Below are 18,727 nucleotides of genomic sequence, written 5' to 3' on the forward strand. Positions count from 1 at the left end.
TGTTCATGTGTGGATAATGTAGTTTTTCCGTCTTGTCATATCGTATTTTCGTTGTATAATAAAAAGCAGGCACCAACAAGACTATGTTTCATCAGTCCTGCCTTGCCTGCTTATATATTCCTTCAATACCATATTAATGTACTGGCTGAATGAGCGGTCATCTTTTTCTGCGTAATCTCTGATCGTCTGTATGATGTCGCTGTCCAGCGTGATGCTTACTTTCCCTTTTAGCGGTCTCATGCCGTTATCCTCCTTCTCTTTTGTACGGTTCACGATGTTCGCAAACTTTTTTGTACTATAGCATGAAGGATGATTCGATATTGCTAAGTAGGATAAAGTATGATAAAGTAGGATAAATCAAGGAAGGAGTTCTTCCAATGAAACATGAATATGATTCAGACAAGCTGATTTCTTCTAATAAAAAACTCTTATCCTGGGAAGAACTGCTGGAAAAGGGCGCTCTTTTAAAAGAGGCCATCCATCGTCTCTCCCTGATGCCAGGCATGCCCTATCTTGTTACAAAGAGCTGCACAGACGGTACCTTTCAGAAGGGAGATGTGATTTTTCTGGAGCCAGAAAATGATATCTTCTGTCCAAAGACCGGGCGCCGCATATCCCCTGGACAGTGTTCACAGGATAATCTGGATTTCGAATGCACTTCGGCAAACCAATCTGACTGACTCCTGTTCTGTTTTTGTCTTATTGTTTCAGCAGCGGCTCTAAAAATCCCTGCACCGCCTCTTCCACACTGGACGTATCGGTTCCTCCGCCATAATCCAAAATAACCAGACGGTTATTATCGCTCAGAATCAGCTCATCGAGCACAATTTCCGGTTCTTCTTCCGCTTTTCGCACTGCATCCGGTTCCTTCTGCAATTCCTGCTCAGTCCTCTCATCTGCCGCAATGACTTCCCCTGTTTTTTCTGTCCCAGATTCTGCTTTTTTTATCTGATACCGATACCAGGAAATGTTCACGCCATCCGGCAGAACACTTAAGGTCTCCGGCACTTCCAGTTTCGTCACGTCCCACCATTTGGACATATCTTTCGGATAGCACTTTTCCGTCTGCTGGATGATCCAGTGAAAACGGCTTTTGTAAACAGTCACAACCACCTGATTTCCAGCCCCGTCCACCTGAATATCATTGTTCTGATAACTGGCAAATGCAGTCTGTTTCCGGTTTTCATTTATCTCCTCGTTCCCGCACAAATGATCGATCACTGCCCCGGACAGCGGCATCAGAATCATACAGAGCACGGTCACACTGATCAGATAACCGATCCAGTTTTCGCGGGAATCGCCGCTTCCATGCTTCCGTATCCAGTAAAGCACCAGATATACGCTTCCCAGGATAATCAGGCTGGAGATAACCGTGGTGACAACCATGCGGATGGAAAGGGAAAATGCAATGGCAAGTGACACAGAAATCAGCAGTCCAAGCAAGATCACCAGTCGTTTTTTGCTTCGCAGCCGTTTCTTTAAATCCATAACCGGAAGATGATTTTCTTTTTTTAGCATGCACTCACTGTCCCGCACCCAGCAAAGCAGGTGCGCATAAGGAACCGCGTAAGTAAAGATGAGGACCAGACTGAGGGTCATGGAAAACAGCGTCCAGGGATCGGTAAACAGCTTTCCCGGATTCTGAAAGTACTGATACACCAGCCAGCACTCCAGCACCACGATCAGCGGATAGAAAATACGGGTGGACCATCCAAATACCAGAGATTTCTGAAGCAAGAACTGATTCGCGTCACTCATCTCTTCGGTCCGTTCCAGCATTTCATCCGTAGTATAAAAAATCTGCCAGTTTGTGCCGCTGCACTGAAACTTCCATCCGGCGGCTTCGCAGCGTTCCCGAAATTTGCCCGCATCCCAGGAATCAGCCCCGGTCAGTACGGAGGTCTTCGGTGCCAGCACCGCCACATAACGGCGCTTTTCCGGCTCACCCAGGCGGCACTTCATGCCGGTTGTGCCAATGCATTCCGGATACCAGCCCTCCAGGGCCAACTGTTCCAGATACTGACGCAGCGCGTCTGCCTCCCAGGGAGAAAATGTCCACCAGATGTGTTTTGTCTGTTTCATAAAGCCGCCTCCTTCCGCTTTCACCCTCTGTTTTCTCTTTTCATAACAGTTCCGTATTTTCACTGGCACGAGTAAATACCCATTCTTTCTATTTTTATTATATAAAATGTCCCCCCTTCCGCAAGAACACCTAGCTTACCCTTTTCTTACGTTTCTGTTACGCGTCCGCATGCTTTGCCAGGGTATTCTTCCCTTGTTTTTTTCTGCTTTCTGTGCTACAATCCTTATCGGTTAACGGAATGCAATGTGAGGGGGAGCTCCCTGACATTACGATCAGAACGGTACGGTTTTTGCGTTGCATGAACCGAACCCAAAAAACATTTATTACGATGACGAAAACCAGATTGCGAGGGAGTCCGTGTTCCGGGCTGAGAGGATCCCAGGAAGGATCGACCGTCCCCTGTCCGTACTCTGTCCAGATACGGGCTGTCAGCATTCTGTCTGAAGGTCTCGTTCAGGCATGCTGCGGCATGCCCTTTTTCATTTTGCAGGATTTCTCCCGCAGATGAACCAAATCCGAAACTCTTTCAGCAGAATATCGCGCCTGTGCGCACAAATTTATTCTGCCCGAAACGGGCCATTGGAGGTATTATTTTATGAGAAAATTTGTTGTACCAGCTCTTTCCCTGGCACTCTGCCTGGGACTTGTCACCGGATGTTCTTCCAAGACATCTGCACCGGCCGAAACCAGCGCATCCGCCGAGGAAACAACTTCAGAAACTTCTGCGGAAGATTCTTCCGAAGCAGAATCCACCGAACCCCAAAGCGTAGATTCCTTAAAGATTGCCTTTTCTCCTTACTCTGACGCCGACACCATTACCACCGCAACGGAGCCGCTGGAGAATCTGTTAAAAGAGGAGCTTCTGACCAAGGGTTACGATGTGGCTGATATCGATATGACCGTCGGCACCAGCTACACCGCGGTCGGTGAGGCCTTAAGCGCAGGAAGCGCGGACATCGGCTTTATCTCCGGCGGAAACTATGTGCTGTTCTCCGATGACTGCGATGTACTCCTGACCGCCCTTCGCTACGCCATCAACAAGGATTCCGAGGATCCGAAGGACTGGAACGACGGCACCATTGAGGAAAACACTGACCAGATGAGCACCTACTACCGCTCCATCATTCTGGCTGGCCCGAGCGAAAAAGGCCAAGAGCTGCTCGCAAAGGTCAACAATGGTGAAGAGCTGACCTGGGATGACTTAAACAGCGCAACCTGGGCTGTCATGGGACCAACCTCTGCGTCCGGCTACATCTATCCGTCCCTGTGGCTGCAGGAGCGTTATGGAAAGACGCTGGCCGACCTGGACAATGCTGTTCAGTCCGACTCCTACACCACTTCTCTGGCACGCCTTGCATCCGGACAGGCCGATGTCATGGTTTCCTTCGGACACATCCGTACCAAAAATGCTGCTGACTGGCAGGAGAAGCTGGGCGGAACCGATGAGATGGTAAAACAGACCGGCATCATTGGTGTGACAGAACCGATTTACAACGATATGATCGCCTACAGCAAAAACTCTGAGCTGATGCAGGATGAGGATTTCCGCAAGGCACTGGGAGATTCCTTCATTGAACTTGCAGAAACCGACGAAGGAAAAGAAATTTTCAGCGTGTTCAGCCAGATTGGCTATGAGTGGGGCGATGACGCCAACTACGATGGCGAGCGCGCTGCACAGGAGCTTTTAAAATCCCTCAACTAACGTGGCTGCCCCTTTTTCCGCAGTCACAAATCATATACAGGCAGGTATATTTTTCTATGGAACTTACATTACAGGATTCCGGGAAGCAGTTTCCCGGCGGAACCGTGGCCCTGAAACACGTAAATCTTTCCGTTTCCCAGGGCGAATTTGTCTCCGTCATCGGACCGTCCGGTGCCGGAAAGACAACGCTGTTTCGCATTTTTAACGGCATGGATGCCCTGACCTCCGGCGCTCTTTTGTTTGACGGCAAGCGCCAGGATGCTATGACAAAACGGGAGCAGAAGCAGATCCGCCTCTTCATTGGCACCATCTACCAGGATTTCTGTCTCGTAGAAAATTCCACCTGCCTGGACAATGTCCTTACCGCCTGTCTGCCGGATATGGCACTGTTTCCCGCCGTCTTCGGCCTCTACGGGCATGAGCGCCGCCAAGAAGCCTTAAAACTTCTGGACCGGGTCGGACTCTCTGAAAAAGCAGAAGAACCGGTCAAGGCACTGTCCGGCGGCCAGAAACAGCGTGTGGCCATTGCCCGCGCCCTGATGCGGCATCCAAAATTATTGCTGGCCGATGAACCGGCCGCATCCTTAGACCCGGTTACCGGCCACCAGATTTTAGAGCTGTTAAAGGAAATCCAGAAAACAGAAGGGGTCACCGTTCTGATGAACAGCCACAACCTGGAACTTTCCCTGGAGTTTTCTGACCGGATCATTGGACTGACAGACGGAAGCGTGGCCTTTGATGGAACGCCGGATCAGCTGGATGAAGCCATGATCCGTCTCATTTATGAAAAAGAAGGAGCTAATCCATGACGCAGACCTTACGACACAATCGAAAAACTGCATACCGTCTGTCCGGCTGGTTCCTCCTTCTGGCTGTTTTCTTCGCCGCCGCAGCTTTCACCGGCTGTGATCCGGCGCTTTTTTTTGCGCGGAAAAGCCATCTGGCTGACCTGGTTTCCGACATGCTCCGGCCGGACCTTTCCTACCTTCCCAAGATTCTGACACCGCTTTTTTACACCCTGCAGATGTCTGTCTGCGGAACCATTCTCGGATCCGTCCTGGGACTTCTGACAGCTCCTTTCGGCACAGTTTCCCTGCGCTTTCCGGTCGTCTTGCGCAGACTGGTCCGCTTTGTGATTCAGGTGCTTCGCTCCTTCCCGGCTCTGGTACTAGCGCTGCTTGCCACCTTTTTATTCGGACTTGGCACCTTCGCGGGCACCTTTGCCATCACCCTCTACACCTTTGCCATCATGACAAAGCTCACTTATGAGGATGCAGACGCCGCCAACACCGCAGCCTACCTGGCCCTCCGTTCCATGGGCTGTGCCCCGTTTCCGGCCTTTATCCATGCGGTTCTGCCTGAGATTCTTCCCTCATACCTGACCAATGCCCTGTATCTTCTGGAAACCAACGTACGCCAGAGTTCCATCCTGGGCTATGTAGGCGCTGGCGGCATTGGCCTGATCCTGAATGAAAAGATTTCCTGGCGGGAATTTCAGAAGGTGGGCGCCATTCTCCTGGTGCTGTTTCTGACCGTCTGTGTCATCGAGAGCATCAGCCGGTATCTGTCTGCCCTGATCCGCAGGGAATTTCTGGTACAGACCGTGTCCGGAGCAAAAAGGAAACGGCACCTCACGCTGCTTGGCACAGGAATACTTCTGGTATTTTTCGTCTGTCTCGCAGCCCAGACACCGCCAGACTTTTCCCATACCAGCCCCGAAACCTTAAAGAGCATGATAGGTGGCCTGCTGCAGGCTGACTGGGCTTTTTTCTTTTCCACAAAAAAAGACGGCCTCTTTTACCTGTTGTTTGAGACTGTCTGTATTTCCATTACAGGAACTGGAATCGGCGCGCTTCTGGCCTTTCCCTTTGCGTTTTTCAGCCCCCGCCGGTTCGCTCCTGCCCCAGTATGCGCGGTTTTCCGCCTGCTGGTGATTGCCATCCGCTCCATCCCATTTCTGATTTACGGACTGATTTTCATCCGGGTATCCGGTCCTGGCGCCTTCACCGGAGTGCTGACCCTCGCCATGTGCAGCATCGGCCTTCTGACCAAACGCTTCACCGAATGCCTGGATATGCTGGACCCAGGCCCGTACCGGGCACTCCTTGCCATGGGTGTTTCCCCGCTGGCGGCTATCCGTCACGCCGTGCTTCCACAGATTGCCCCGGCATTCGCCTCTGCTGTTCTTTACCGGTTTGATGTGAATATCCGCGAGGCATCGGTCCTGGGCCTGGTGGGTGCCGGCGGCATCGGCGCCCCGCTCATCTTCGCCATGAACAAATACAACTGGTCACGGGCAGGCGCGATTCTTCTGGGACTGATTCTGCTGGTGTGGATCATGGATGTGGTGTCAGGGAAGCTGGCAGAGAAGTAACATAACCTTTTACTGAACACTCTGGATCATCTCTACAAACACATTTTCACTTCCACCCGGTTCATAGCTTAGTGAATACGCAAATCCGTCCTGCTGCCAGATAGCCAGCTTATACTGCTCCTCATCGCCTTTTAATGTCACCGACACTTCATTTACGGTTATTTCCTTTACATCGGAATAGACATTATAATCTCCGGAAATGTCATCGGTGCCTCTGGCTTTGCGGAACAGCACTGCTTCATCCTGACTTTCCCCCTGGTATTCCACCTGTGCGAATTCATTCCATCCATTTGTATACACGGTGCTGGTCACTTCAAATGGAATGTTTTTCACTTCCAGCACAGAAAAACCAATGGACTTGGAAAGTTCTGCAAGGGAATCCACTTCCACCATGCCGTTTCCAACCATGGCACCAGCCTGGCCGCCTGCCTCATTCTGAGACTCTTCTGGTCCCGGCACTTCAAAGCCTGCCATGGTCTCTCCCGGTGCCGTCCCGACTGCCGTGCCCGTGGGATCCTGCGGAAGTCCATTTCCCCGATGCAGCAGCTGCGGCACAGTCAATCCGCCCACAAGCAGCATCATGATACAGGCTGCAACGGAAAGATACCTGGAAGTCCGGCCATAGGACAGGAAGCGGCTGTGAATAATCTTTCCGGATTCTGGTATTTTTTCAGTCTCTATCCCTTCTTTCACATTCTGAAGGACACGCTGCTTCATCTCATCCGTCACCCGGACCTGATCCATGATTTCGTTATACTTTTTACTCAAAATCATACTCCTCCTTCAGAATTTTCTTTAACCGCTTCCGGCCTCTGCGCAGATCGGACCGCACCGTACTCTCCCGGCGGTTCAAAATCTTTGCAATCTGAGCTGTTGGATATCCTTCATAATAGAAAAGATGAATCACCTCACGGTTTGCGTCCGGCAGCTGCTTCACTGCCTCCCACAGAAAAGAAAGGTCCTCCCGTTCCTGGCTCACCAAAGTTTCTTCCAGTTCATCGGTATCCCGCAGGCGGTTGTAATCCAGACGGTTTTTGCTTAAGTTTGCTGCCACCCGGAGGAGCCAGGCCTTTTCATGCTCTGGTCCCTGAAGCTCCGGCTGCACGGTCAGATATCTGATCAAAGTCTCCTGCAGGATTTCTTCCGCATCACTCATGTTATGAAGGTAGGAATAGGCCATCCGCAAAATTGCGTTACCAAAGGTGTCCAGAAGACGTTCTGCATTCCGGCCAAACTGCTCTGCATTCTGCGCTATATTCTCCTCTGCATTCTGAATTTTTCACGGCTGTTTTTACTTTTTATGCCGTTCTATCTTATATACAGACGAGGGCTGCGAAATGTTGCAGCAAAAGAAAAATATTTTTTTAGTAGCTGATATAGTGGTGCACCATATCCCTGGCGCGCTTATATTCCTCCAGGTTCATGGTGATCTTTCCTTTTTCTATGGAAATAACCCGGTCCTCTTCCAGTTTTTTGATGGTTCGGTTTAAAGTCTTCACGGTAATGCCGCACTCCTCATAGAGCTGCTGCCGGGTCTTTTTGATGATGATGTGCCCCGTCTTCTCAACCTTCTCCATGGCAGCCGCACGCAGGACATAGTCCAGCAAAATAAACTGCGGTGGATAAAAGAGCCTTGCGCCGCGGTTGTAGGAGGAACGGTAGAGCTTGTAGGCGATCTTGTGAGCCACCAGACGCAGGAAGTGGATATCCTTCGCAATCCAGTCCTCAAAATCCTTCCGGCTGATGTAAAAGACCGTTGTCTCGGTCAGTGTTTCAATGGTTACGGAGGTTTTCGGCATGCCCGCCAGAATCGTCACCTCGCCCACAAAGTCAATGGGCTCATTCTTTTCAATCATGAACACATTGCCGTTCTGGAATTCATTGATCACCCGGTGCTCACCCCTGGCAATGATTCCAAAATATTCCAGCTCGTAATCCTTCTGGTGGATGATAACGCCTGGCGCGTAGGTTTTGATCCAGTAGCGCTGTTCCAGCTCCTTTGGCATATATTTTAAGTAGTTTTCCAGTTCCGGTACTTCTTTTCTCAGTTCTTCCAGTGTCATTGTCCCTGCCCCCGTCTTCGGTCATTCTTTCTCGTCCGCTTTTTCACATTTCGGCCTTTTGCATTCCGCTTTTTCACATTTCCGCTTTTTCGTATTTCATCTATTTTGCATGATCTGCCCACCCCGCGGACAACACCGATTGTATTTTTCATTATAATTTGAAACTTCTTCCCTGAAAAGTCCCATTTGTCCTTTTTTGAAAACGCCTCTTACGCTAGAATGAGCGTGTTGAGAAACGTTACACAAAAAACTTACACAAAGGAGTAACCTTATGGACAAGTACATGTATCCTTCCCTCAAGGCCCGCATTCAGGCGGAGTACAAGATCTATCTGCTGGCATTTCTCTTTATTGCCATCGCAGACAAAATCGGCCAGATCAAAATCCCCTTCGGTCTCGGCACCTTTATTCTCTTCCCTATTTTCTATTCCCTGATCCTTGGCATTCTCTCCGGCCCGCAGGTCGCAAAGATTGTAAAATCCAAAGAAGTCAAAGCGGCATCCAAACTGGTTATCGTCGCCATCTGTCCCTTTATCGCAAAACTCGGCATCAACGCAGGCGCAAGCATTGAGACCGTCATTTCCGCTGGTCCGGCCCTGCTGTTACAGGAATTCGGAAATCTGGGCACCATCTTTTTAGCAATGCCGCTGGCTCTGATGCTTGGCTTAAAGCGCGAGGCCATCGGCGCTACCCACTCCATCAACCGTGAGACCAACCTGGCCCTCATCACCGATATGTACGGACCAGATTCACCGGAGACCCGCGGCAGCCTTTCCATCTATGTGGTAGGCGGCATGATCGGCACCATTTACTTCGGCTTCATGGTTTCCATTATCGCTTCCTTAAACATTTTCCATCCCTATGCCCTGGGCATGTCCTCCGGTGTGGGCGCCGGCATCATGATGGCCAGCGCAACTGCTGTCCTCACCGAGATCTATCCGGCTATGGCAGATCAGATTTCTGCACTGGCCAGCGCCAGCGAGACCATCTCCGGCATCGATGGCATCTACATGGCGATCTTTATCGGCATCCCGCTGTGCAACTGGCTGTACGCAAAGCTGGAGCCGGTCCTTGGCCGCAGAAGCAACAAGAACGCAAGCAAAACCAACGCATAATATCTGGAGGAACAAATCAGTATGAGATACATTGAATGGGCATTTTTATTTCTGTTATCCGGCCTTGGCATTGCCCTGGCAAACTTTGTCGGCTTCCACGTAGCCTTCACCGACTCCCTTCCGGGTGTCTGCATCCTGCTTGTCATTGCCATTGCAGGCGTTGCAGTCAGCAAAGTCGTTCCGTTAAAGCTTCCGATTGTTGCTTACGTTTCCATCCTGGGACTGTTAGCTGCTTCCCCGATTTCTCCGTGCCGTGAGTTTGTCATTGCTTCTGCCGGAAAGATTAACTTCACCGCTCCGCTCACCATGGTAGGCGCTTACGCAGGAATCTCCATCAGCGACCAGATCCACACCTTCGTAAAACAGGGCTGGAAGATGATCCTGATCGGCATCTTTGTCATGACCGGAACCTTTGTGTTCTCCGCAATCATTGCTCAGATCGGACTGACACTCACCGGAGCTATCTAGGAGGGCTTTTATGGCTGATTTACGCATTACCCATGTGTCCGTTCTTTTGGAGGACGGAACCATTTTAAAAGACCAGAATGTGGATGTAACCGGCGGACACTTCTCCCGCATCGCACCGGCCGGGGAAGATTCTTCTGCGAGCGCAGCCTGTGCCGCTGCCAGTCTGGCGACCGGAACATCTGTCCAGAACGGCGCAGACACTGTTCCTGATCAGACTCTGGACGGCCGCGGCAAGCTTCTCATGCCGGGTCTGGCCGACTGCCACATGCACACCGGCCAGCAGCTGTTAAAGGGCCGCGTCCTGGACGAGCTCCCCATGATCTGGACCCGGATCATGCTTCCCTTTGAAAGCACCCTGACACCGGAAAACATGCGTCTCAGCGCAGAGCTGGCCGCCCTGGAGATGATCCGCTCCGGCACCACCGCATTCATCGATGCCGGAAGCTACCATATGAAAGAGGCCGTAAAGGTCTACCGCAAATCCGGTCTGTGCGGCGTCCTCTCCCTCTCCACCATGGATGAAAAGGGACTCCCCGCTTCCATTGCCACCACAACAGAGGAGGCCGTAAGCCTGGCCGATGACTTTTACGAATTCTGCAAGGAGGATTCAAGACTGAAACCAGCCTACGCCCTGCGTTCCCTCATCTCCTGTTCCGAAGACCTGATCCGTCAGACCTCCGAGCACGCAAATGAGCGGCAAGCGCTCTTGCAGGCTCACATGAATGAATATGCAGGCGAAGTCAATTTCCACCTGCAGCGTTTCCAGCTGCGTCCCTACGAGTACCTGGATTCCCTCGGTGTCTTAAGTGACCGCTTCATCGGCGCCCACAGCATCATCCTCTCTGAGCACGAAAAGGCTTTGCTGCGTGACCGGGATGTGAAGGTCTGCCACTGCCCCTTCAGCAACTGCGGCAAGGGCATTCCGGATACCCCATCCCTCTTAGAGCAGGGCATCTGCGTGGGGCTTGGCACCGACGGCGCGGCCCACGGCGGCTTAAGCCTCTGGAATGAGATGAAGATTTTCCGCTCCGTCATGAACGCAAAACACGGCGTGGCCCAGGGCAATCCGTCCATCATGCCGGCAAAGCAGATCCTCTCCATGGCCACAAGAGACGGCTACCGTCTGATGAAAGAAGACGGCGGCGTCATCGCAGCCGGAAAGAAAGCTGACTTCATCACCATAAATTTACGCCAGCCACATCTATATCCTACTGGAAATCTGGTGAATACGCTGTTAGAATGTGTAACAGCGGCAGATGTCTGCGATGCAGCCGTAGACGGACAGCTTCTGATGAAGAACCGCGAGGTTCTGACTCTGGACGAGGAGCGCATTCTGGCTGACGCAGAACGTTATATGAATACTCTGTAAAAAATTCAACGCAGCTATCCTGCTCCGAAACCGGATGGGATAGCTGCGATTTTATCAAAAGAAAGGTAATTTTCACTATGATCATGACTTCCCTGATTCTGATGATCCTGTTAAACATCATTGTGGGTGCCTGCGTAGGACTGACCGGCATTGCCGGTTTCCTGCTTCCCATGTTTTACACCGGTTTTCTAAACATGCCCTCCACTGAAGCACTGGCTTTAAGCTTCTCCGCCTTTCTGGTATCCGGCATCATCGGTTCCATCAATTTTTACCGGGCAGGGAACCTGGAAATACGCCCCGCCCTGGTACTCTCCCTGGGAAGCCTGATCGGTGCCATCTTCGGCGTAAAGATCAACCTGCTGATCCCGGAATCCACCATCAAGGTAATCTTATACCTGGTAGTGCTCTTCTCCGGCATCTCCATCCTGCTGCGAAAGGATGCCCCGGCCGGGGACAAGAGCCGCAGGCTGGTCAAAGCTGATACCAGAAAAAATCTGCTCTACGTGGTACTTGGCATCGTGACCGGTGCCATCTGCGCCGCCTCCGGAGCCGGCGGCCCGGTCCTCGTCATGCCCCTTTTAACCGTAATCGGCTTTCCGGTCCACACCGCAGTCGGCGTAGCCCTCTTCGATTCCATCGCCATTGCCCTTGTGGCAGCTTCCGGCTATCTGGTCCATGCGGCAGGAAGTAAAGAAATGTGGATGCTGCTCCCCATCCTTCTGATTGGCCACGCCATCGGTGTCTTCTTCGGCAGCCGCAACGCCACCCGCATCAACCAGAAGCTGTTAAAACGGATTGTGGCCGTTGCCTCCATCCTAATCGCACTCATGAAGCTGCTCCTGTAAATGCAAAAATATTGATATGTAATCACTAAAAGGTCCGGAAGAGAATGAGACCGCATGCTTTTTCTTACCGTAGCAAAACTAATAACGCAGAAGTTCCGGACTCCTCATGCAGAATAAGCAGACACATTGGAATTTTCTTCATGAGCGAGCATAGCGTCAGACCGGAGACCCTTGTTTGAGCACGCATCGCGTGCGAGTTTGGGTCGCAGGTTTGACAATAAGCGGCGCAGCGAATGAAGTACAAAATTCCACCGTGTCTGCGGTTCTGTATGAGGAGTCCGGAACTTAGGACCTTTATTCGGTTTTGTGTGTCAAATTTTCTAGCCCTGAATAAATCTGCTTAAGAACTCCTTGGTCTTTGCTTTCTGCGGATTGCCGAAGATATCTGCCGGCTTTCCTTCCTCCTCAATGACTCCGTCTGCCATGAATACCACATGGTTGGAGACATCGCGGGCAAAGGCCATCTCATGAGTTACGATGATCATGGTGATGCCTTCCTTTGCAAGGGTACGCATAACGGCCAGTACCTCGCCTACCATCTGGGGATCCAGCGCGGAGGTCGGCTCATCGAACAGCAGCACTTCCGGCTCCATAGCCAGAGCACGGGCGATGGCCACACGCTGCTTCTGTCCGCCGGAGATCTGCTTCGGCTTTGCGTTGATGTACGGTGCCATGCCTACCTTTTCCAGATACTTCATGGCATTCTGTTTTGCTTCCTCTTTGGAACGCTTTAACACCTTGGTCTGGCCGATCATGCAGTTTTCCAGAACGGTCAGGTTGTTAAACAGGTTAAAGCTCTGGAACACCATGCCTACCTTAGAACGGTATGCCGGGACATTGACACCCTTGTCGGTGATGTCCTTCTCATGATAGAGGATCTCTCCGGTGGTCGGAGTCTCCAGCATGTTGATACAGCGCAGCAGCGTAGACTTACCAGAACCGGACGCGCCAATGATACAGGTTACGTCTCCGGTATCTACCGTAAAGTCAATGTCACGCAGGACAACATGCTTGCCGAAGGATTTGCTTAAATGACGAATTTCCAGTACATGATTCTCTGCCATTGTTAGTCTTCCTCCTTCTTTTTCTCTTCATAACGGTACATGCCGCTGGTGTGGGCCAGGGTGTCCGTGGTTGCCAGATCATAGTTGTCAGAACCGTCCATGCGGTTCTCCAGCCACCGCAGGATGCGGGAGCAGGTAAAGGTCATGATGAAGTACACGATCATGGTGATGGTGTAGGTCTCAAAATTCATGTACAGGGCACCTGCTGCGGATTTGGTCTTGTAAAGCAGCTCTGCCACACCGATCACGGAAAGCACGCAGCTGTCCTTGATGTTGATGATCAGGTTGTTGCCGATCTGCGGCATGATGTTTCTCAGGGCCTGGGGCAGAATGACATAAAGCATGGTCTGTACATGGGTCATGCCAATGGCCTTTGCGCCCTCAGTCTGGCCCGGATCAATGGAAAGGATACCGCCGCGGACTGTCTCAGCCATGTAGGCACCGGTATTGATGGACAGGATAAAATATGCGGCCTGCCACATGCTTAAGTTTAAGCCTAAAAGCGGAAGCATACCGTAATAAATGAACATGGCCTGCGCCATCATCGGGGTACCGCGGAAAAATTCCACGTAGGCATTCATGATGAGCTTGATCACCCATAAAACTGCCTTCTTAATCGGATTGTCTTTTGCTTCAACCGGAATGGTCTGCACAATACCCACTGCGAAACCGATGATGCATCCCACAATGGTGCCCACCAGCGCAATGCGGATGCTGACTCCTGCACCCTGCAGCATAGACATTCCGTATCTCTGGAATACGACCATCACACGGCCGAAAAAGTCTGTTGGCATAATACTTCTCCTCTGAAATTTAAAACTGTAGATTAAGGGCGCGCCTGACGGTGCGCCCACATGGAATCTGAATTAGTTAGCCAGCGGCTGAACAGAAATAGCCTCGTCCATCATAGCAGAAAAATCATCTTTGGTCATCTTGGTGAGGACGCTGTCGATGGCTTCTTTTAACTCGGTGTTGCCCTTCTTCATGGAGATACCGATGTTGATATCCTCATCGCTTACCTGGAAGTCGTCATCACCGCCGCCAAACTCAAGCATCTTGAAGTTCGGGTAAGCAACTAAAGCGCCTTTACCGGTCGGCTGGTCGGTTACAACCAGGTCACACTTGTCTGCGTTTAAGGACATCAGCATATCCGGTGCGCTCGCGGTTGCAGCCAGGATGTTTGCGTCCGGAATCTGCGGCAGGCAGTTCTGATACCAGATGGTGCTCTGCTGGGAGGTACAGGTTGCGCCGGCCAGATCTGCAACGCTCTTTGCGTCTGCATACTTGCCGTCCTGTTTTACCAGGGTAACGATGGTTGCGTAGTAGTACGGCTCAGAGAAATCGACTGCCTGAAGACGCTCCTCGGTGATGGACTGTCCTGCGATAACACAGTCAACCTGACCAGACTGGATAGCCGGGATCAGGGAATCCCAGTCAAGACGTACGATCTGAAGATCATAGCCTAACTCGTCACAGATTTTCTTTGCCATCATAACATCGTAGCCGTAAGCGTATTCGTTGCTGTCTGCGATCGGAACCGCGCCGTTGGAATCATCCGGCTGGGTCCAGTTGTACGGTGCGTATGCGCACTCCATAGCTACCTTTAATACTTTCTTCTCGCCGTCCTTTGCAGCCTCGGTCTCGCCTGCTGCAGTGGTCTCTGCTGCATCTGCCGCGCTCTCTGCTGCGGTGGCATCTGCTGCTGCGGTGGTCTCAGCCTTGCTGCCGCCGCATGCGGTCATGGATGCTGCCATCAGGGCTGCCATAGCGGCTGCCATCAGTTTCTTTGCGTTCTTTTTCATAATGTTTCCTCCTCGCGCATGAAAAAAGTAAAGAAGCCCCTTGGTTGAAGGCTCCTTTGCTTTCTTTTTCACGCATATTCTTGGTTTATAAGCTTGTTTTATCATACAACCCGTCTGTATCTTTGTCAATTGCTTATTTTCTTAACTGCCCCATTCCTGCTCAGTTTCCCGGCCCCGGTGTCTGGGATACTCCAGGTGAACTGCTCACGCCAGAGCCTGATGCTCCCCCGGGACCGCCCGGACTGCTCTGGGTTCCGTTGGAGCCGGAACCCGGACCGCCCGATGAGGAACTGCCGGAGGACGCATTCTGTCCGGAACTGTTCTGCCCCGGATAAGCCTGGGCAGAGCCTGGGGACTGTGCGGATGTCGGCTGGGAAGCCGGCTGCGCTGCCGTTGTCGGCTGCGGCTGAGCGGTCGTTGTCGGCTGCGGCTGGGCGGCCGTTGTTGGCTGCGGCTGGGCGGCCGTTGTTGGCTGCGGCTGAGCGGCCGTTGTCGGCTGCGGCTTTGTCTCCGATTCTGTCTGGGCCGGCTGGGTCTGCTGAGGCTTCGTCTCGGATGCTGCGCCGCCATTCTGGGCCGTGGTGCTGGTCGTGCCGCTCCCCGAGCCATCCAGATGATAGCAGAGTACCGGCATGCCCGCAGAAATATTCTCATAAATCGTCTTGGCTACCGCCGGCGGCAGATTGATACAGCCATGGGAACCATTTGTCTTGTAAATCCTGCCGCCAAAGCTGGACCGCCAGTAAGCATCGTGCATGCCAATACCGCCGTTAAACGGCATCCAGTAAGACACCGGTGTCGCGTAATTCTCGCCCTTTAAGGTCGCATTGCGCTGCTTGTAAGTCAGCGGATATACACCGGCCGGAGTGCTCCAGCCCCTGGACTCATTGCCGGACACAAAGTCCGACTCCACCACAAGTTTTCCTTCCTTATAGAAGAACATGTGCTGGGCCGTCAGGTTGATCTCCGCGTACGTATTGCCGTAGTCATTTGCATCATGGGAGGCCGCCGTCTGGCTGTAGACCGGCTCCCGCTCCTGGCTCTCACAGGAAAGGAGAATCTGTTTTAAGGCCTCGGTTTCCTCACTCTGGTTAATTTTCCAGCCGTACACACTTTTGCTGATGGTAACGGTCTGCCCGTAAGAGGTTTTCAGGGTCTTTGGCTTGTAAGCTGTATTGTAGGTCTGAGCCAGCCAGGACACATACTCTCCAATCTTTGACTCATCCAGAGACACGCCGCCCTGCCCGTCGCTCACCAGCCAGGTATGGATTTTTTCGCCATCCAGTACCTCGTTTTTGCTGCCAAAGCGGTAGGTGACTGTGGTATGTACATACTGGTTCCATGCTGCGAGTTCTGCATTCAGTGCCTCATTGTCTGCTGTAATCTGGGGTTTTTCGTATACATCCGCCTCTTCCAGAGAAAGAGTTTCCTGAAAATTTAAAATTGCGTCTTTGACCGCGTCAGAAAGAAGCTGCGGATCCGGCTTCGCACCCGGGTTCTCCGGCACAATCTCATATCCCGTTCCGGATATATAATCCGATATGTACGCATCCTCCGGTGCCGCAGCCTGCTCTGGTTTTAAACAGTTAAGCCCTGATACCGCGTCAGAAAGCTTTGTCTCATCAAAGGCCGCCATGGTATCAATGGTATAGTCCACATACCGGCCAACGTGAAATCCCCAGGCAAGAGTACTCTGGTTTTGCAGGATCTGCTCCAGCGTCCCGTCAAATTCCGGGTGAAGGCCAATTTCACTTCCACAGATCACTTCATCCGCACCGCCCCGCTCCTGAAGTGTCAGGATATAGCCACTGGTCCCCTCCGTAATCTTCGTTTTGGTTTCTTCCGGGGTCAGTCCAGACACATCCAGACCATTGATGGTGGTATTAGGGAAATAGACCCGTTTGTATTTCTGGCCCATTCCCACATAGACAGCGCCGGCAGCAACTGCCGCAGTCAGGACTGCTCCCCCGACTGCTACGGCAATTTTTCTGCCGGCTCTTTTCCGTTCCTGTCCCTGATTTTCAGAATCCTGTGCCGCGTGATTCGGTGCGGCCTGATTCTGCGTGTTCTCATTCAGCCCGCTCTGACGATTCTTTTCCTCATTCTCCTTCCGTTTTTGCCTGTTCCATTTGCCACGGCTGCGCCCATGGCCAGCCCGCTGATTTTCTGTTTCCATAAATATCTTTCATTCCTTCTATACATTGTCCTTGTTAGTTATAGCAGATGACCGGAATCCCAGTGTATACCAGGTCATAAAGTGCCGCTGCCTTATCCGGCGGCAGGTTCACGCAGCCGTGGCTGCCGCTGTTCTGGTAAATGGTTCCGCCAAATTTGCTGCGCCAGTTCGCGTCGTGAAGTCCAATTCCGCCATTAAACGGCATCCAGTAAGACACCGGTGTCTCGTATTCGTACTTGCCATCCGCCTGCTTCTGTCCGCGCAGAACACGGTCACGCTGCTTGTAGGTGAGACTGTAAAGTCCCGGCGGTGTCGTGTAATTCTTGGATACATTGCCTGTAACGCACGGTGCCTCCCAGACTACTGCTCCATCCTTCGTCATGTATACATGCTGACCAGAGAGATCTACCTCCACATAAGTACTGCCCCACTCGGCCGCGCTGCGGTCCACCGCTTTTGACGCATAGACCGGTTCCCTGCTCTGGGACTGAGCCGTGCGTATCACATCCGCAAGAGCCTGGGCTTCTCCGGCCTGGTCAATTTTCCAGCCAAACGGTCCGGTCACGCTGACATCCCGGCCGGTGGCTGTATGAAAGGCGCGGGCAGTTCCCGCTGTATTGTATTTCGCAGCCAAAGCCTGTACGTAAGCATTCACCTGATCCATATTCAGCTGAATCTGCCCCTCTGCGCTGCCTGTGATCCAGGAACAGATGGTTGCGGAATCCAGGACCTCGCTCTGCTCTCCAAATGTATAAGTGACCGTCATCTCCCGGCAACGGTTCATGGTGTCGCAGAGTGTTTTTAAGTTCTCGTCATCCTTGGTCACAGACGGAGTGTAATAGCAGCCTGCTGCCTCCAGATCCACCTCTGTCTCCCCTTTGGATGCCGCCTCCCGGATAAGCTGTGCGGTCTTTTCCCGGTCTGCGTTATTGCCGCGCACCTCCGGGACAATGGTGAAGGGCTGGCCTTCCTGATAACCGGACACATAGGCATCTTCCGTTGTGACAATACTGCTGCCGCTGATGGCATTTAAACTGCCGATCTTCGCGTCCAGCGCCGCGCTGTCAAAGCTGCCTGTCATATCAGAACGGTGCTTGTTGTCCACATCCGGGCCGGAGAGCCGTCCGGACGAATTCTGCTGATCCAGGATCTGCTGCAGATACCCCTCTGGCAGTCCCACAGAATAGCCAATCTCCGGACCGGTGATGACCTCCGTCTTTCCGCCCTTTTCTTTTATGGTAAGTTTGTAATCGCTGGCATAAAAATCCGCAATGCGCTGTGTAGCCTGGTCCACCGTCATATTGCTGATGCCAAGGCCGTTCACCGAGGTTCCGGGCACAAAGGTAGTTTCATCTGCGTAGGCTGTGCAGGACAGCGTAAGAGCCAATCCGGCAGCAAAAACCATACATTTTACGTTTCGTCTCCAACTTTTTTTCATATTCCATCCTCCTGACACGCGTCATGTCTTATTCGAACCGGCCTTATCTCCGGCCGGCAAAATCCGTTTTCGCAGCAATCGTATCTCCCATTATAGAAGCAGTCAGAAAAACCGTCAAGCACATGCACCTGACGGTTTTCTTACGGTTTTAGGAATGGATCAGCCAGAAGAAATATCCGGCATAGCAAAGCAACATCAGAGTTCCATTATGATCTTCATAAGCATATCC

18 protein-coding genes are annotated in these 18,727 nt (G+C 52.0%); 8 read left to right on the forward strand and 10 right to left on the reverse strand.

Going from position 1 to position 18,727, the window contains the following annotated elements; translation table 11 throughout:
* Positions 1–81 precede the first annotated feature (81 nt).
* Positions 82–240, reverse strand: a complete 159-nt coding sequence (locus tag DWY84_RS11885; protein WP_118533567.1) for a toxin-antitoxin system protein — start codon at positions 238–240, stop codon at positions 82–84.
* Between the two features lie 137 nt (positions 241–377).
* Here DWY84_RS11885 and DWY84_RS11890 point away from each other — a divergent pair, with 137 nt between their 5' ends.
* Positions 378–680 carry a hypothetical protein gene (locus tag DWY84_RS11890; RefSeq protein WP_118533569.1) on the forward strand — a complete coding sequence of 101 codons (303 nt, stop codon included), beginning with the start codon at positions 378–380 and terminating at the stop codon, positions 678–680.
* Between the two features lie 19 nt (positions 681–699).
* Here the strand turns inward: DWY84_RS11890 and DWY84_RS11895 are convergent, their stop codons facing one another.
* Positions 700–2,082 (reverse strand): DUF2812 domain-containing protein, encoded by a 1,383-nt coding sequence (locus DWY84_RS11895; RefSeq protein WP_118533571.1) that lies wholly within the window; start codon positions 2,080–2,082, stop codon positions 700–702.
* Between the two features lie 596 nt (positions 2,083–2,678).
* Between DWY84_RS11895 and DWY84_RS11900 the strand changes: the two genes are divergently transcribed.
* From DWY84_RS11900 to phnE, 3 genes are read left to right on the forward strand one after another with little or no spacing between them, the layout of a single operon-like run.
* Positions 2,679–3,785, forward strand: coding sequence for a PhnD/SsuA/transferrin family substrate-binding protein (locus DWY84_RS11900; RefSeq protein ID WP_118533573.1), 1,107 nt, complete (start codon positions 2,679–2,681; stop codon positions 3,783–3,785).
* A 56-nt stretch (positions 3,786–3,841) separates the two neighbouring features.
* Positions 3,842–4,594: a phosphonate ABC transporter ATP-binding protein gene (gene phnC / locus DWY84_RS11905; RefSeq protein WP_118533575.1), complete on the forward strand. Its 753-nt coding sequence runs from the start codon at positions 3,842–3,844 to the stop codon at positions 4,592–4,594.
* Entirely contained in the window at positions 4,591–6,159 is a 1,569-nt protein-coding gene (gene phnE, locus DWY84_RS11910) for a phosphonate ABC transporter, permease protein PhnE (protein WP_118533577.1), read from the forward strand. The genes phnC and phnE overlap by 4 nt, the downstream gene beginning before the upstream one ends.
* Before the next feature lie 9 nt (positions 6,160–6,168).
* Here the strand turns inward: phnE and DWY84_RS11915 are convergent, their stop codons facing one another.
* The 3 genes from DWY84_RS11915 to DWY84_RS11925 all read right to left on the reverse strand — a co-directional run bounded on the left by DWY84_RS11915 (position 6,169) and on the right by DWY84_RS11925 (position 8,222).
* Entirely contained in the window at positions 6,169–6,927 is a 759-nt protein-coding gene (locus DWY84_RS11915) for a hypothetical protein (RefSeq protein ID WP_118533579.1), read from the reverse strand.
* Entirely contained in the window at positions 6,920–7,435 is a 516-nt protein-coding gene (locus DWY84_RS11920; RefSeq protein WP_347560796.1) for a sigma-70 family RNA polymerase sigma factor, read from the reverse strand. Before DWY84_RS11920 ends, DWY84_RS11915 begins: the two co-directional genes overlap by 8 nt.
* Positions 7,436–7,523: 88 nt before the next feature.
* Positions 7,524–8,222: a Crp/Fnr family transcriptional regulator gene (locus tag DWY84_RS11925; protein WP_118533582.1), complete on the reverse strand. Its 699-nt coding sequence runs from the start codon at positions 8,220–8,222 to the stop codon at positions 7,524–7,526.
* 271 nt (positions 8,223–8,493) lie between these two features.
* On the opposite strand from DWY84_RS11925, the gene DWY84_RS11930 reads away from it, so the two are divergent.
* From DWY84_RS11930 to DWY84_RS11945, 4 genes are all read left to right on the forward strand, one after another.
* Complete coding sequence (locus DWY84_RS11930) at positions 8,494–9,336, forward strand: DUF3100 domain-containing protein (protein ID WP_118533584.1); 843 nt, start codon at positions 8,494–8,496, stop codon at positions 9,334–9,336.
* 21 nt (positions 9,337–9,357) lie between these two features.
* Positions 9,358–9,804 (forward strand): hypothetical protein, encoded by a 447-nt coding sequence (locus DWY84_RS11935; RefSeq protein ID WP_118533586.1) that lies wholly within the window; start codon positions 9,358–9,360, stop codon positions 9,802–9,804.
* 10 nt (positions 9,805–9,814) lie between these two features.
* Positions 9,815–11,173, forward strand: a complete 1,359-nt coding sequence (locus tag DWY84_RS11940) for an amidohydrolase family protein (protein ID WP_118533588.1) — start codon at positions 9,815–9,817, stop codon at positions 11,171–11,173.
* A gap of 77 nt (positions 11,174–11,250) precedes the next feature.
* Positions 11,251–12,018: a sulfite exporter TauE/SafE family protein gene (locus tag DWY84_RS11945; RefSeq protein WP_347560795.1), complete on the forward strand. Its 768-nt coding sequence runs from the start codon at positions 11,251–11,253 to the stop codon at positions 12,016–12,018.
* A 320-nt stretch (positions 12,019–12,338) separates the two neighbouring features.
* Here DWY84_RS11945 and DWY84_RS11950 read toward each other — a convergent pair whose 3' ends face one another.
* The 5 genes from DWY84_RS11950 to DWY84_RS11970 all read right to left on the reverse strand — a co-directional run bounded on the left by DWY84_RS11950 (position 12,339) and on the right by DWY84_RS11970 (position 18,498).
* Positions 12,339–13,082 carry an amino acid ABC transporter ATP-binding protein gene (locus DWY84_RS11950; protein WP_118533590.1) on the reverse strand — a complete coding sequence of 248 codons (744 nt, stop codon included), beginning with the start codon at positions 13,080–13,082 and terminating at the stop codon, positions 12,339–12,341.
* A 2-nt stretch (positions 13,083–13,084) separates the two neighbouring features.
* Positions 13,085–13,876: an amino acid ABC transporter permease gene (locus DWY84_RS11955; RefSeq protein ID WP_118533592.1), complete on the reverse strand. Its 792-nt coding sequence runs from the start codon at positions 13,874–13,876 to the stop codon at positions 13,085–13,087.
* 72 nt (positions 13,877–13,948) lie between these two features.
* Positions 13,949–14,884: a transporter substrate-binding domain-containing protein gene (locus DWY84_RS11960; RefSeq protein WP_118533594.1), complete on the reverse strand. Its 936-nt coding sequence runs from the start codon at positions 14,882–14,884 to the stop codon at positions 13,949–13,951.
* Positions 14,885–15,044: 160 nt separating this feature from the next.
* Positions 15,045–17,060: a L,D-transpeptidase family protein gene (locus tag DWY84_RS11965; protein ID WP_118533596.1), complete on the reverse strand. Its 2,016-nt coding sequence runs from the start codon at positions 17,058–17,060 to the stop codon at positions 15,045–15,047.
* 34 nt (positions 17,061–17,094) lie between these two features.
* Positions 17,095–18,498, reverse strand: coding sequence for a L,D-transpeptidase family protein (locus tag DWY84_RS11970; RefSeq protein ID WP_118533598.1), 1,404 nt, complete (start codon positions 18,496–18,498; stop codon positions 17,095–17,097).
* Between the last annotated feature and the right edge of the window lie 229 nt (positions 18,499–18,727).

Origin of the sequence: Clostridium sp. AF27-2AA (assembly GCF_003478505.1) — a bacterium.
Classification (GTDB): domain Bacteria; phylum Bacillota; class Clostridia; order Lachnospirales; family Lachnospiraceae; genus Brotaphodocola.

Bases quoted from the DNA above. Each gene is read 5' to 3' on its own strand.
- DWY84_RS11885 (WP_118533567.1), bottom strand. From the start codon at position 240: ATGAGACCGCTAAAAGGGAAAGTAAGCATCACGCTGGACAGCGACATC.
- DWY84_RS11890 (WP_118533569.1), top strand. From the start codon at position 378: ATGAAACATGAATATGATTCAGACAAGCTGATTTCTTCTAATAAAAAA.
- DWY84_RS11895 (WP_118533571.1), bottom strand. From the start codon at position 2,082: ATGAAACAGACAAAACACATCTGGTGGACATTTTCTCCCTGGGAGGCA.
- DWY84_RS11900 (WP_118533573.1), top strand. From the start codon at position 2,679: ATGAGAAAATTTGTTGTACCAGCTCTTTCCCTGGCACTCTGCCTGGGA.
- phnC (WP_118533575.1), top strand. From the start codon at position 3,842: ATGGAACTTACATTACAGGATTCCGGGAAGCAGTTTCCCGGCGGAACC.
- phnE (WP_118533577.1), top strand. From the start codon at position 4,591: ATGACGCAGACCTTACGACACAATCGAAAAACTGCATACCGTCTGTCC.
- DWY84_RS11925 (WP_118533582.1), bottom strand. From the start codon at position 8,222: ATGACACTGGAAGAACTGAGAAAAGAAGTACCGGAACTGGAAAACTAC.
- DWY84_RS11930 (WP_118533584.1), top strand. From the start codon at position 8,494: ATGGACAAGTACATGTATCCTTCCCTCAAGGCCCGCATTCAGGCGGAG.
- DWY84_RS11935 (WP_118533586.1), top strand. From the start codon at position 9,358: ATGAGATACATTGAATGGGCATTTTTATTTCTGTTATCCGGCCTTGGC.
- DWY84_RS11940 (WP_118533588.1), top strand. From the start codon at position 9,815: ATGGCTGATTTACGCATTACCCATGTGTCCGTTCTTTTGGAGGACGGA.
- DWY84_RS11945 (WP_347560795.1), top strand. From the start codon at position 11,251: ATGATCATGACTTCCCTGATTCTGATGATCCTGTTAAACATCATTGTG.
- DWY84_RS11950 (WP_118533590.1), bottom strand. From the start codon at position 13,082: ATGGCAGAGAATCATGTACTGGAAATTCGTCATTTAAGCAAATCCTTC.
- DWY84_RS11955 (WP_118533592.1), bottom strand. From the start codon at position 13,876: ATGCCAACAGACTTTTTCGGCCGTGTGATGGTCGTATTCCAGAGATAC.
- DWY84_RS11960 (WP_118533594.1), bottom strand. From the start codon at position 14,884: ATGAAAAAGAACGCAAAGAAACTGATGGCAGCCGCTATGGCAGCCCTG.
- DWY84_RS11965 (WP_118533596.1), bottom strand. From the start codon at position 17,060: ATGGAAACAGAAAATCAGCGGGCTGGCCATGGGCGCAGCCGTGGCAAA.
- DWY84_RS11970 (WP_118533598.1), bottom strand. From the start codon at position 18,498: ATGAAAAAAAGTTGGAGACGAAACGTAAAATGTATGGTTTTTGCTGCC.